General features: G+C 69.0%; 14 protein-coding genes. 4 read left to right on the forward strand and 10 right to left on the reverse strand.

The window, feature by feature from the left end; genetic code table 11:
* Positions 1-52: 52 nt before the first annotated feature.
* From ABZ794_RS20400 to ABZ794_RS20415, 4 genes are all read right to left on the reverse strand, one after another.
* Entirely contained in the window at positions 53-1492 is a 1440-nt protein-coding gene (locus tag ABZ794_RS20400) for an NAD(P)/FAD-dependent oxidoreductase (protein ID WP_357516961.1), read from the reverse strand.
* 1 nt (position 1493) lies between these two features.
* Positions 1494-2051 (reverse strand): hypothetical protein, encoded by a 558-nt coding sequence (locus ABZ794_RS20405; RefSeq protein ID WP_357516963.1) that lies wholly within the window; start codon positions 2049-2051, stop codon positions 1494-1496.
* Between the two features lie 78 nt (positions 2052-2129).
* Complete coding sequence (locus ABZ794_RS20410; RefSeq protein WP_357516965.1) at positions 2130-2429, reverse strand: hypothetical protein; 300 nt, start codon at positions 2427-2429, stop codon at positions 2130-2132.
* Between the two features lie 246 nt (positions 2430-2675).
* Complete coding sequence (locus ABZ794_RS20415) at positions 2676-3911, reverse strand: low temperature requirement protein A (RefSeq protein ID WP_238689325.1); 1236 nt, start codon at positions 3909-3911, stop codon at positions 2676-2678.
* A 232-nt stretch (positions 3912-4143) separates the two neighbouring features.
* On the opposite strand from ABZ794_RS20415, the gene ABZ794_RS20420 reads away from it, so the two are divergent.
* Positions 4144-4560 (forward strand): hypothetical protein, encoded by a 417-nt coding sequence (locus tag ABZ794_RS20420; RefSeq protein WP_357516967.1) that lies wholly within the window; start codon positions 4144-4146, stop codon positions 4558-4560.
* 44 nt (positions 4561-4604) lie between these two features.
* On the opposite strand, the gene ABZ794_RS20425 is transcribed toward ABZ794_RS20420, so the two are convergent.
* Positions 4605-5114 (reverse strand): hypothetical protein, encoded by a 510-nt coding sequence (locus ABZ794_RS20425; RefSeq protein WP_210781247.1) that lies wholly within the window; start codon positions 5112-5114, stop codon positions 4605-4607.
* Between the two features lie 229 nt (positions 5115-5343).
* Here ABZ794_RS20425 and ABZ794_RS20430 point away from each other — a divergent pair, with 229 nt between their 5' ends.
* A complete protein-coding gene (locus tag ABZ794_RS20430) occupies positions 5344-6588 on the forward strand; it encodes a PQQ-dependent sugar dehydrogenase (RefSeq protein ID WP_210781249.1) in 1245 nt (414 codons plus the stop codon).
* Between the two features lie 193 nt (positions 6589-6781).
* On the opposite strand, the gene ABZ794_RS20435 is transcribed toward ABZ794_RS20430, so the two are convergent.
* A complete protein-coding gene (locus tag ABZ794_RS20435) occupies positions 6782-7264 on the reverse strand; it encodes a GNAT family N-acetyltransferase (RefSeq protein WP_357516969.1) in 483 nt (160 codons plus the stop codon).
* Between the two features lie 269 nt (positions 7265-7533).
* Here ABZ794_RS20435 and ABZ794_RS20440 point away from each other — a divergent pair, with 269 nt between their 5' ends.
* Positions 7534-8097 (forward strand): DinB family protein, encoded by a 564-nt coding sequence (locus ABZ794_RS20440; protein WP_357516970.1) that lies wholly within the window; start codon positions 7534-7536, stop codon positions 8095-8097.
* On the opposite strand, the gene ABZ794_RS20445 is transcribed toward ABZ794_RS20440, so the two are convergent.
* Positions 8058-8432, reverse strand: a complete 375-nt coding sequence (locus tag ABZ794_RS20445; protein ID WP_357516972.1) for a VOC family protein — start codon at positions 8430-8432, stop codon at positions 8058-8060. The genes ABZ794_RS20440 and ABZ794_RS20445 overlap by 40 nt on opposite strands.
* Positions 8433-8564: 132 nt before the next feature.
* Here ABZ794_RS20445 and ABZ794_RS20450 point away from each other — a divergent pair, with 132 nt between their 5' ends.
* The gene (locus ABZ794_RS20450) at positions 8565-10136 is read left to right on the forward strand and encodes an LPXTG cell wall anchor domain-containing protein (protein ID WP_357516974.1); all 1572 of its coding nucleotides are present in this window, start codon (positions 8565-8567) and stop codon (positions 10134-10136) included.
* A 146-nt stretch (positions 10137-10282) separates the two neighbouring features.
* Here ABZ794_RS20450 and ABZ794_RS20455 read toward each other — a convergent pair whose 3' ends face one another.
* From ABZ794_RS20455 to ABZ794_RS20465, 3 genes are all read right to left on the reverse strand, one after another.
* A complete protein-coding gene (locus ABZ794_RS20455) occupies positions 10283-11104 on the reverse strand; it encodes an alpha/beta hydrolase (protein WP_210781252.1) in 822 nt (273 codons plus the stop codon).
* A 19-nt stretch (positions 11105-11123) separates the two neighbouring features.
* Positions 11124-11693 carry a DJ-1/PfpI family protein gene (locus tag ABZ794_RS20460; protein ID WP_210781253.1) on the reverse strand — a complete coding sequence of 190 codons (570 nt, stop codon included), beginning with the start codon at positions 11691-11693 and terminating at the stop codon, positions 11124-11126.
* Positions 11694-11782: 89 nt separating this feature from the next.
* Positions 11783-12526: a GntR family transcriptional regulator gene (locus ABZ794_RS20465; RefSeq protein WP_247668853.1), complete on the reverse strand. Its 744-nt coding sequence runs from the start codon at positions 12524-12526 to the stop codon at positions 11783-11785.
* Between the last annotated feature and the right edge of the window lie 310 nt (positions 12527-12836).

The raw sequence follows: 12836 nt of genomic DNA on the forward strand, positions 1-12836 counted from the left end.
TGAGGGATGACCCAGCTCATCGGCGATGGCGCGGACGGCCGCACGGCTCAGATCAGCGGCCGTACGCCTCCAGCAGGCGCAGCCAGACCTCGCTGACGGTCGGGTACGCGGGCACGGCGTGCCACAGCCGCTCCAGTGGGACCTCACCGACGATGGCGATCGTCGCGGCGTGGATCAGCTCCGCGACGTCCGGGCCGACGAGGGTGAGGCCGACGATCACCCGCCGGTCCTCGTCCACGACCATCCGGGCCTGCCCCTGGTAGCCGTCGGCGTGCAGCGCGGCCCCGGCGACGGCGGCCAGGTCGTAGTCGACGACCCGGATCCGCAGCCCGGCGGCCTCGGCGGCGGCTGCCGTCAGCCCCACCGACGCGATCTCCGGGTCGGTGAAGACGACCTGCGGCACGGCGCGCTCGTCGGCGGTGGCGACGTGCCGACCCCACGGGCGGTCGTCTGCCGCTTCTCCCCTGGCCCGCGCCACGATCACGTCGCCCACCGCGCGAGCCTGGTACTTGCCCTGGTGGGTCAGGAGCACACGCCGGTTGATGTCCCCGGCCGCGTACAGCCATCCGTCGCCGACCAACGCGCCGGCACCGTCGACCACCCGCAGGGTGTCGTCGACAGTGAGCCAGGCGCCCGGCTTCAGGCCGATCCGGTCGAGGCCGATGTCGTGCGTGTTCGGTGTGCGGCCGATCGCGACGAGGATTTCGTCGGCCTCGACCTGTGCGCCGTCGGTGAGCGTGAGGTGCACCGTGCCGTCGCCGTCGCGTTTCACCGACGTGACCTCGGCACCGAGACGCACCGAGACGCCAGCTTCCCGCAGAGACTGCGTGACCCGCTCGCCGACGAACGGCTCCGCCAGCGTGAGCACTCCGTCGCGCACCAGCACCGTCACCGCCGATCCGAGGCCGGCGTACGCGGTCGCCATCTCCGTGGCCACCACGCCACCACCGATGATGGCGAGCCGGCCGGGAACCGCGCTCGCGGCGGCTGCCTCACGGCTGGTCCACGGTGCCGCCTCGCGCAGACCGGCGATGTCCGGCACCAGTGCGCCACTTCCGGTCGCGATGACCACCGCGTGTCGGGCGGTGAGCGAGGTGGTGGCGCCGTCCGCGCCGGTCACCTCGACGATCCGGTCGGCGCCGATCCGCCCCTGACCCCGATACAGGGCGATCCCCGCGGAGTTCAGCCAGGACACCTGCCCGTCGTCCTTCCAGTGCGAGGCGAAGGCGTCCCGGCGGCGCAGCACGGCCGCCGCGTCCAGCTCGCCGGTCACCGCCTCCCGCGCGCCGGGCAGCTGACGAGCCGCCCGCAGCGCGGTCTGGCTGCGCAGCAGCGCCTTGGTCGGCATGCAGGCCCAGTACGAGCACTCGCCACCCACCAGTTCCCGCTCGACGATCGCGGCGGTCAGGCCGCCCTGCACGACGCGGTCGGCGACGTTCTCCCCCACCGGCCCCGCACCGATGACAACGACGTCGTACGTGGCGTTCTGCACGTCAGTTTCCCTTCGCGGCGCGGCCGAGGCGGATGGCCGCGATGAGGAAGAAGATCGCGCCGGGGATGGCGTAGCCGATCGCGTTGGTCAGCGCCGGGGTGTCCGCGGAGGCGGCCGCGACGAACGATCCGCCGGCGATGACGGAGATGCCACCGCTGATGATCATCGGCCATTGGCCACCCATCTTGCGGCGGGTGACGGCCACGATCAGCTGAACCAGTCCGGCCACGACCGCCCAGGCGCCCCAGACCCGCAGAACCGCAGGGATGCCGGACGCGCTGGCAACGCCCAGGCCCACCGCGGCGAGCAGGCTGATCGCGACGTTCACGTACAGCAGGGTGGGCGATCCGGTGGCCCGCGACGCTCGGACGTCGACGATGGCGGCGGCCACGTCGAACAGCGGGTAGAGCACCAGCAGCGCGGCGGTGAGGGGGTTGAGGTGCTTGGCGAGTGGGAACGTCACGGCAGCCCAGACGATTGCGAAGGCGAAGCGACCGAAGTACAGCCGCCGCAGGGCAGCGGCCGTCGTCGAGATGCCGGGAACGGCAACGGTGGTCATGGTCATCCTCTCGGTGATTCCGGAGCGAAGGGACTCCCAGCGGGGGGGCGAGCCACCGCTGGAAGGGGAAGGGCGGTGCTACTCGATGTTCGAGAACAGCCCCGTGATCTCGACCTGGGCGCCCTGGAGCCCACCGAAGACGGCACCGGCGGCGGGCGTCGCTACTGCGGCAGCGGCGTCCTCGTAGCTGGCGAAGTACAGGTCGAGCGTCCGGTACGCGGGAGTGGGCGTGCCGTCCTCCTTCGGCCACACCTTGGCCGACTCGACCCGCTGAAGCTTCGGGAACGTCTGTGCGGCCCGGCGTACGTCGGCGTAGACCTTCTCGAACTCGTCCGGGTCGGCGGGGTTACCGATGACAATGGTGATCTTGGTGGGCACGGCGCTCTCCTTCAGGCACAGTCGTCCACCCCGAACAGCAGCAGGTGGAACGAACGTTCTGTCTGCAAAGACCGTACCTGCTCAGCTTTCCGCCGTCAAGACCGACCGTTCTATCTAGTGGCCGCGATGGCGTTTGAACTCGCCGCCAGCCGGGGCAAAGAGGCACCGGTTCGACGCGAGCGCGCAGTCGTGCCTGGTCGGGCGGTTACGCGACGAAACGGGTTAGCGCGGCGACCGACCTCCGCGTCACGCCTCGGAGTCGCGATCTCCGGACGTCTCCCGTCCGATTGGCGAGGCGGAAACCTCCAGCGGCTGGCCCCACCTTCGCAGCGCGTCCAGGAGCGCGACCAGGGCCAGCACTCCGGCCACCACGCTCAGCCCGGCCATCGGCGTCCAACGGGCCAACAACGGTGTCAACAGCAGGAGGGCGGCCAAGCCGATGATCTGGGTTCGGGAGGCCTGGCCGAAGATCTCGTACTCCAGCCGCATCCGGGCGACGAGGAAGAGCATTGGACCGCCCACCACGAACAGCAGCCAACTGGGTCGAGGCTGCCCGAACGGATGATCGATCACCAGCTCGTATCCGACCGCCGTGACGAGCACGCTCAGCACAATCAACAGATGCGTCCGTTCCGACACCGCGCCCAGCCGGCCGGGCATACCCGCCCGATCGAACGCCTCGGTCAGCAGCAGACCGGCGCGGTGGAAGTAGATCCGCCAGAGCAGCGCGCTGGTGGCGAACGCGACCGCGAAGGCGGCTGCGCGCTCCGCCGAGTAGTCCGCGCCGCTGAAGACCACGCCGATAACCAGAATCGACTCACCGAGCGCGATGAGGACCATCTGCTGATAACGGTCCGCGAGATGGGTCCCCGCGATCCGCCACCGACCCACCTTCGAGACCCCGAGCCACGGCAGCGGCCAGCCCAATATCCAGGCGAGGTAGTCGACAGCGAGGGCGACAACCCACAGCGGCAGGCGGAGGTGATCCGGGCCCAACGCGCCGGCCAGCCACAGCGGGGCGCTCGCCAGAGCCCACACGACAAGCCGGAAGGGCACCAGCCGTCGCGGATGGCCACGCAGCGCGACGGCGACCACGAGCGGCCGCACCACCATCACCAAGAGGTACGCGACCGCGAACGGCAGTGCTCGCTCCTCCATGGCGCGGGGCAGCGTCACCGCCATGACCAGGCCGGCGAACATGGTGCCGACCACGACGGCCTGAATGATCGGCTGCTCCGGTTCGTACCGGCTGGTGATCCAGGCGGTGTGCGACCAGATCAACCAGAGCGCCAGAAAGAGCAGCAGGGTACGCCCGAACCCCGTGACGAGCGTCAAACCGGTGTCATCGCTCAAGCCGGCGAATCGTTGCGAGACCCGGGTGAGGGCCACAACGAAGGCCAGATCGAAGAACAGCTCCAGGAACGTCGCCCGACCCGAACTCCTTGGAGGGCGCAGCAGCTCGGCACCCCGCCCCGCCGCCATCGTCCGCCTCCGTCCGCCCCTCGCTACCAACGAGCCGGCCACCAGCGGAGTTGCGTCAACGCTCACGTGGTGTCTGGCGTGGCGCCCCACACGCTGCTGTCCGTGAGGCGCAGGTCGTGCGGCTGAGCGCGGATGACGAGCGCCGCCGGGAGGTTGCCTGCTCGATACCCTGCGTCTGTGCGCCGACCTCCACCTCATGACACAAACCGCTCGCATGGGACCCAGGTGCGCGGTGGATGAGGTGGAGGAGGTGTGGACGCACGCCGAGCTGGATGACCTGAACATCATCTGGAACCACGCCGCTGACTACGGCGCTGACGGCGAGGCTCCCGACGGCACTCCACCCGGGATCGTGCAGCTGTCGTATCTGCTACGTGTCTACAACTCAGTGATGGGTGGTGGCCTGGGCTTCGCTGTTGAGGTGAACGAGCCCTTCCGGCTGAGACGGGCCATGGACGCGATGCGGTACTTCGGTTTGGCGGAACTCGCCGAGCTGCTAACAGACGTCATCGAGCACGACCTGGACGGTGACCGCGCCGATTCCCCGGACGACGACCTGGAGACCCTCCTCGGCCCTCGAGGCGAGCCCCTAGCGACTGCGTTCAGAGCCAGAGCTGCTGACAGCCCCGCCGACTTCGGCCTGGAATGACGGCGGCGCGTCTGGCGTGACCGTGACGGGCGGGCGTTGACCGGTCATGGCACGAACGCGGAGGGCAGCCCGAGTTCGGCCCGGGCCACCTCGATGAAGCGGCGCTCCGTCTCCCACAGGGCGTCGAACCGATCCGCGGGCAACGCCTGGGCCTCGCTACCCGCTCGTGTGGCCGCCAGGAGCCGGGCCTGGCGCACCAGCTCCGACGAGCCGCTCACCACCTCGACATTGCCGGCCACCAGCCGAAGCGCGGTCTTGGTGCTCTCCAGCCGCTCCCGGTAGCGGCTTCCCTCGTCGTCGAAGAACGGCATGAGATCACCCGGATCACGCGGGCGCGGTACCGCTGTGATGCGCGCCGCCGGGTTGAGGACGTGGGCCACGTACTCCCGGACGGCGCTGATGAAGTCGGTGTACGCGTTCAGCCGGATGTCTCGCCACTGTCGATCCTGGTCGCGCCGCCACAGCCGATCCTGGGCCCGGACGGTGAGCCACCCACCGATCAGGACGGCCAGCATTGTCGTCGTCGCGGTGACACCCGCCTGGATCAGACTCACCGGCACCACCGTTCGCATCGGTCGGTGACTCACCCTACCGCCCGTTGTCACCCGTCCCGCCGAAGGAATCCCTGCCGTCCTCCGCTCGCCGATTCCCAGGCCGTGGTGCAGGAATCAGTCACAAGATCGAACGGAACACGCAGACGTCGGTTTGATATAGATCTCAACCAATGTATTGTGGGAACGCTCCCAGACCGTGTCCACCACCCACCTGCTCGAGGAGCTGAACATGTCACGACGACGTCGTCGCCCGGCCGCCATGCTGGCCGGGTTGCTCGTTCTGGCCCTGGCTGCGTCTCTGTCGCCACCATCGCCGGTGGCCGGCACCGCCGCGGCCGGCCCATCCAAACCCCGTGCTGTGGCACTCGCTGAGCTGACCGTGGTCTCCGAACGGGTGGCTTTCGGTCTGCAGCGTCCGATCGCGATCACTGGCCTGCCGGACGGCCGCATGCTGATCGCGGAGAAGAACGGCACTGTCCGCGCCTACCACCCCGACACCGGCCTGGCCCCCGACCCGGTGATCGACCTGACCGCCCGGATCGACGCGTCGGACAACGAGCGCGGCCTTCTCGGCATCACTCCGGCGCCGAACTTCGCGCGGACCGGGATGCTCTACGTGGCCTACACGAGCCTGCCGGCCGGCGCGCTGACCCTGGCGCGAGTGCCCATCAACGCTCCTGATCGGGTGCAGGTGCTGCTCACCCAGGAGCACGCCGAGTACGGCAACCACAACGGCGGACAGGTGGCCTTCGGCCGCGACGGCTACCTCTACTGGTCCCTCGGCGACGGTGGCTTCGCGAACGACCCGTTCAAGAGCGGCCAGAACCTCGGCACCCTGCTCGGCAAGATTCTGCGAATCGACGTCAACCGCAGCTGCGGGGGAAAGCCCTACTGCGTGCCCTACGACAACCCGTTCGTCCGCACGGCGGGCGCGCGGCCGGAAATCTGGGTCTACGGGCTGCGCAACCCGTGGAAGTTCTCCATCGACCCGGCCGACAACTCGCTGTGGATCGGTGACGTCGGCCAGGGTCTGATCGAGGAGATCAACCACGTCCGCCCGTCGCAGCGTGGCGCGAACCTCGGCTGGTCCTGTCGAGAGGGCACGCCGGTCTTCGACGAGACGCAGTGCCGGCCGGGCGTGCGGCTCACCGACCCGGTCGTCGAGTACGACCACTACATGACGGAGAACTGCTCCATCATCGGCGGCCTGGTGTACCGGGGGTCCGTCACCCCGGAGGCGCGGGGTACCTACATCGCTAGCGACTACTGCTCGACCCGCGCTTTCGCCGTGCGTCCCAAGTCCACGGGTGGCTACGAGTCCGCTGAGATCGGCACCTTCCCCACTCAGCCGACGGCGTTCGGCGCCGACGTGAACGGCGAGCTGTACGTGCTCAGTGACCTCCCGGGGTGGCTGAGCAAGGTGCGGTTCGAGCGGGTCCAGCCGACCCCCACCGGCGGGGCGACGATCCGCTGAACCTCGGGTGACACCCGCGCTACCTCTGGGGACGGCCGCATTAGGCGGCCGTCCCCAGGCTCACTCCGATGCAGGCTCGGGCGCCTCTGTTGCGGGATCCACATCCCGGCTTTAGCCACCCGTCGAGGCAATCCACGATGAGCCTGATGGAACATCACTGGGCTCCGCCCCAGCAGTACTGTCCGGCACCAGCTCAAGCAGACGGCGCGACCGGGGACCGCAGGCCGAGCCACTGCTCGGCGTCCCAGGCGTGGAACCGCTCCACCTCCACGAACCCGAGCTTTGCCGCAAGGCGCATCGAGCCGACGTTGGCGGTTTGGGTGGCGAGCACCACCGGATCGCCGGGGAGGACCCCGTCGAGCCAGTCGAGTGCCGCCGCGCACGCCTCGGCGGCGTACCCGAATCCCCACGCCTGTGGCAGGAACAGGTAGCCGAGGTCGACCTTCCCCATGGCAGCCGGGCGATGGTGGCCCGTTGCTCTCCTGAGCAGGATCTGGCCGATCATCGCCCCGTCGAGATCAACGACGAAGCTCCCGGGCCACCGCTCGGGCACTCCGGGCATCTCGCGCTCAAGCTCTCCAGGCAGGCGCGGACCACCGAGGTAGGTGTTCACCTTTGGCGACGCCAGCAGCTCGATGAACGCAGCGCGGTCCCGGGCCTCGGGCGCACGGAGCACGAGCCTCTCGGTCCTGATCGGAGCAGGCGGCCAATCGACCGCTCCCAGGTCTGCCATGCGCGTCATCGGTCGAGACTGGCACACCTGGGTCATGGAAACCCGACCCAGCCAGCCGGGTTGTCAATGTCAACAGTCACTCACGCGGCGCGGCCCGAAGGGCACAGCAGCCCCAGCGTCATCCCCTGGTGCGGTATGCGCTCGAGGCCCACGGCCGGCGACGGCGTCCGCGAGGGACGCAGTCAGGTTTCTGCTCCCGGTAACGTGCGGAAATGACAAGAAGCGAGCGAATCGCGGACCAGCTGGACCGGCACTGGCACAAGAACCTGCGGCCGCGGCTGCACGGTCTCGCCGATGAGGAGTACTTCTGGGAGCCGGTGCGTGGCTGCTGGAGCATCCGCCCACGTGGCACGTCGGCCGCACCGATGGCAGCGGGTTCGGGGGAATGGGCGATGGACTTCGCGTCCCCAGATCCGGTGCCGTCGCCGGTGACCACGATTGCCTGGCGGCTGGCGCACATCATCGTCTCCTGCCTGGGCTACCGGGTCGGATGGCACTTCGGCGGCCAGGACGTCGACTCCCAGACGTTCGCCTACGCGGGGACCGCCGACGAGGCGCTGAAACAGCTCGACGAGATGTATGGGAGATGGAACGCGGGGGTCCGCGAACTCTCGGACGCCGACCTGGAGAATCCGCCCGCTGTGGGTCCCGAGCGGTTTCCCATGGAGGGCATCGTCCTGCACGTCAACAGGGAGCTGATCCATCACGGCGCCGAGGTCTCCCTGCTGCGCGACCTCTACCGCTGGCAGGACGGAGCCGCGCCGCGCCGTGTATGACTCTCGGTATCCGGCGACCACTTCGGAAACCTGAGGGTGGTCCGCTGGTGGTCCGCCGGCACGGCCTGGTCGTGGTGGTGAACCGCACGGGCCTCCGTCAGGCCGGCTCGCCCGCCGATGCCGATCTCGTTGCCGTCCGGGTCGCGGAAGGTGGCCTTGCGGACGCCGTTGTCGTAGGTCTCGCGCCCGGCCGGCTCCAGGCCGCGCTCGGCGATCTGCGCGATGCGGGCGTCGAAGTCGCTGACGAAGACGGTGTGCATGGCGTGCCCGGCATGGTCGGGCCGCACCTCGATGAACACGTACCGGTGCTCGGCGAGTTCCCACAGGTGCGGCACCCGACCTTCCGGCGATGCCGGCCCTCCGTTCGGCCCGTATCCGCCGCTGGTGCCCGAGCGGGGCGGCACCAGCCCTAACGGCCTCATAAGCTCCACGGGCTCCACTGATCAATCCCACGGAGGAACCCGGTAATGCCCAAGCAACTCGCCCGGCGCTGGCTTGCCGGGTTCGGGGTCGTAGGCGCGCTCATCGCCGTCTCCGCGATCCCCGCCTTCGCCGCCCCTGCCGCCGACGACCTCGATTTCTACGCCAGGGATGTGGTTGTCGCCCCCGGTGGCCCTGCTAAAGGATCGAACCTCTTTGCCCGTACCCGCACCAGCACCATGGAGTGGGGCGAATACACGGTCAAGGTGGACCGGAGCAAGGTCGCTGGCTTCGCCGACGTGAGGAACGACGGCAGTACTGACTCCTGTACCGAGTCTGGTGCGATCCTCACCTGCAAGGTGGTGGCAGAGGAAAACGACTACTACACGTACATGACCATGGTCAACCTGGTCGTGCGGGCGAAGAAGAGCGCCACGCCCGACCAGCAGGGCGATATCAAGTTCACCGTCACCGATGGCGACGGCGGTTCGGCCACCTACCACTCGAGCGTCAGCATCGGTGAGGGCGTGGATCTCGCCGGCATCGAGCAGGGGCTCCAGCTGACAGGCGTCCTCGGCGGCACGCTCGACGTCCCGCTCACAGTGGCGAACCGTGGCGAGAAAGCCGTCCACAGCGTGGTGCTGTTCTTCGAAGGCGGCTACGGTCTCGGCCCGTCGAAGCGGTACAAGAACTGCGAGTACAGCCCTGCCGACTCCTTCCGCCACGCCTTCGCCTGCCGGTTCCCCAACACCATCGCGCCGGGCGGCGCCGCACGGCTGGACTCCAGCTTCGGTTTCACAGTGCCGACCGACGATCCGGCCCCGAACGGACACACCGGCGTGGCGCACTGGTACACGCCGGCAGACTGGGAGGAGTCCCAGTCCTTCAACCCAGCGCGACTTGGGCAGCAGGGCACCGAGGGGGAGCTGAGGCTTGAGCCGGTTGGTCTACAAAGCAGGTCGCGGCAGACAGACGTCAACGACCAGAACGGCACTACGGTGATGAGACTCCAGGTCAGCGGTGACCAGGGGGCTGAGGTGGCGGCGCTCGGGACGCCGGCGACCGTGACCGGAAAGGTCGGCGCCACGGTGCCGTTGAAGGTCGGCTACGTCAACAACGGCCCGGCGGCTGTCAACGTTGACGGAGCCAAGGATCTGCGGGCCCGTACCGTACTCTCGCTGCCGACTGGCGTCACGGCCGTACGCGTTCCGATGACCTGCTCGAGCTACGGCGACTGGGTGCCTGGAAAGCTCGGCGCGAAGGAGTACCGCTGCGGCGAGAACAGACGCCTGGCGCAGGGCGAGAAAATCGAGTACGAGTTCGAGCTGCGCCTCGACGAGGCCGGCGCCCGGGCCGCCCAGGTGCGGCTGACCTTCGACACAGGCGTGGACCTCAACCCAGCCAACGACAGTGCGACGATCACCATCATCGCGAGCGCTGACGGTGGGAGCGAGAATCCCGGCGGGGATGACGGCCAGGGAGGCGGGGACACCGATGGCTCGCTGCCGATCACCGGTGCCAAGGCCGGCCTGACCGCCGGCATCGGTGGCGTACTGCTCGCCGCCGGCGCCGCGGGCTTCGTGGTGGCCCGCCGCCGCAAGACCCGCTTCGTCGCCTGATCTACTCCCCTGCACCAACCGTGCCCCGTCGACCTCAGGTCGGCGGGGCACGGGTTCGCTCTCATGACCTGACGTGACTCCGCACGGTCGTCGTCCTGGCGCTCAGGAGCACCTGGGCCCTGAGGTCGTGCGGCCTGCCGCAGCAGTTAGTGACCTCGGTCCGGGCGGAGGAAGCACGACAGCAGTTGCCTGAACTCCTGCGGGTGCTCGATCGACGGCACGTGCCCGCATCGGCCGAACACGTGCAGACGGACGTCGGCCAGGTGGTCGAGCAGGGGCTGGGCTGCCGTCTCGGGCGGGGTGACCCGGTCCTCGGCGCCGTGAACGAGCAGCACGGGCGCGCGCACCGCTGCGAGCGTTTGCGCCGAGAGGGTGAGCTCGTCGACCCATCGTGCCCTGGGCGGCGGGAACAACGACGCGAATGCGGCCTCCCCCGCTCGCATCGCGGCTGCACGGGCCTCGACGGCCGAGTCGGTCACGAGAGCCTGGTCGAGGACGAGGCGACTCAGCATGTCCCGTGCCCCGATCGGGCCGGCGGGGGCGGCCCAGACCGCGTCGAGTTCGGCGGACAGCGGCGCCCCCGGGGCGCCCATCGTCGAGACCGCCACGACACGGGTGACCTGCTGGGGGCGCGCGGCCGCCAACGCCAGCGCCACAGCACCGCCCATCGAGTGACCCACCACGGCGTAGTGCTCAATACCGAGAGCATCCATCAGGCCCGCGGCCTGCTCCGTCCACAGCCGGAGCCCACCCCTGGCGCCCGCCGGGATGGGTGTACGGCCGAACCCCGCCTGGTCAGGAGCCACCAGGTGCCAGGACGCGCCCAGCGCCTGCGCCGTCGTCGCCCAGGCGCCGGACCCGGTCGTGCCGGGTCCGGAGCCGTGCAGCATCAGCACCGCGGGCCCCGTGCCGCTCTCCAGGACGTGGACGGGGGAACCGTCGACTGTGACGGTCCGAAGTGCCGTCACCGGGGCAGGCCAGGTGTGCTCATGCCGATGCGGGGTCGACAGACTTCGAAAAGAGCTCCATCATCGCCCTGCCGAATTGCGGCATGTCGGGCCACCCCCGGCAGGAGACGAGATTGCCGTCCACGACGTCGGGAGCGTCGATGACCGTCGCGCCCGCGTTCTCCATGTCACCGGTGATCGGGGGGAAGCACGCCGTCTTTCGACCCTTCAGCAGCCCATACACCGCTGGCACCTGCGCGCCGTGGCACACCAGCGCGATGGGAAGGTTGCGCGCGAAGAAGTGCTCGGTGATGCGCCTGACGTCGGCGTCGACGCGGATCCACTCGGGGGCGCGTCCCCCAGGAATGATGAGGGCGTCATAGCGCTCGACGTCGACCTGCGCCCATGGCACGTCGACCGGCAGCTTGCGGCCGTTCTTCTCGACGTAGGCGTCGGAGTTGGGGTCGAACTCGTGGATGACCAGTTGCACGTCGCGCATCGTCCGTGACGAGACGTCGACGTCCCAGCCGCCCTCCTGCACGCGGTAGTAGGGATACATGGTGTCGAGCTCCTCGGCGGCGTCGCCGGTCAGGAGCAGCGCTCTGGGCACCTGCTTCTCCTCGCATCTGGGGGCGGGTGAGGTGGATCCAATCCGATCCGATCAGGATTGAGTCAGCATTCCTGGGCACAGCGCGCCCGTCAAGCCTCTACCGCCATTGCGCCCGCGCCTTCGATCTCGTCGAACAACCGTCGAAAACGCTCGCCGGACCGCAGGATGTGCCGACGCATCGCGTAGGCGGCGGCGTCGGGGTCACGCGCGGCGATCGCGGCGACAACTTCCTCGTGCTCGGCCATGGCGAGGTGGGTGACCTGGGTGTCGTGGTGCAGCCGGAAGAGGTGCACGTGGCTGTGCAGGCGAGCGAGCGCTTCACGGATGACCTGGTTCTCCGCGCTCAGGGCGACGAGATCGTGAAAGGCGGCGTCGCGTAGCCCGAAGGCGCCATAGGCCATGGGCCCGTTGCCCCCCTCCAGCTCCGCCATCTCCTCCAGCATCCGTCGCAGACCGGCCACCTGCTCCGAGGATGCGCGTTCAGCGGATCTGCGCGCCGCCGCCGGCTCGAGGAGCAGGCGGACCTCGAGCATGTCCTCGAATCGGTGGCGGGTTATTTGAGGGGGAATGCGGTAGCCAGCATGGGGTACGCGCACGACCAGGCCCTCGGCCTCCATGCGGTTCAGAGCGTCTCGGATCGGCGTCTGCGAGACCCCCAACTCCCGAGCCAGGACGTCGATCGTGACGCGGGAGCCAGGCTCGATCCGTAGCGACATCAGCTGTTCGAGCAGCGTGTCGTACACCTCGTCGGCAAGCCGGCCGCCAGATTTTCCCGGCAGCGTTGCGCCCGTCACGGCCCTGCGGCCCCGCGCGATCATCGCTTCGTCGTCCATCGTGACGTGAGGTCCCTTCTTGCACCTTCGGGAATCTGTTGACATCAGTCACAAGGCTGCGACATGCTGACGCCCCAACTCGATCGTATAGGAAAAGTGCCGGATGCTCGCCGTCCGGCACGATCGCGGAACCGCCCGCGATCGCTCCACTTCGATCACCTGGAGCTCCCATGAGCGTGCTCGAGCCGGTCCGCAGGTCGGCCCCCGCGCCAGCCCGGCGACACGCCTGAACAACCCAGCAACTGCTCGGCGAAGCACATAGCGAGGTTCTAGAAGTCCCCACCGAGAAAGCAGGCTTGAAATGCGCCAT

Source organism: Micromonospora sp. NPDC047187 (assembly GCF_040643355.1).
Lineage (GTDB): Bacteria > Actinomycetota > Actinomycetes > Mycobacteriales > Micromonosporaceae > Micromonospora > Micromonospora salmantinae.

Coding starts and splice junctions, on each gene's coding strand:
- ABZ794_RS20465 (WP_247668853.1), bottom strand. CDS start 12,526: ATGGACGACGAAGCGATGATCGCGCGGGGCCGCAGGGCCGTGACGGGC.
- ABZ794_RS20415 (WP_238689325.1), bottom strand. CDS start 3,911: ATGGCGGCGGGGCGGGGTGCCGAGCTGCTGCGCCCTCCAAGGAGTTCG.
- ABZ794_RS20430 (WP_210781249.1), top strand. CDS start 5,344: ATGTCACGACGACGTCGTCGCCCGGCCGCCATGCTGGCCGGGTTGCTC.
- ABZ794_RS20405 (WP_357516963.1), bottom strand. CDS start 2,051: ATGACCACCGTTGCCGTTCCCGGCATCTCGACGACGGCCGCTGCCCTG.
- ABZ794_RS20450 (WP_357516974.1), top strand. CDS start 8,565: ATGCCCAAGCAACTCGCCCGGCGCTGGCTTGCCGGGTTCGGGGTCGTA.
- ABZ794_RS20440 (WP_357516970.1), top strand. CDS start 7,534: ATGACAAGAAGCGAGCGAATCGCGGACCAGCTGGACCGGCACTGGCAC.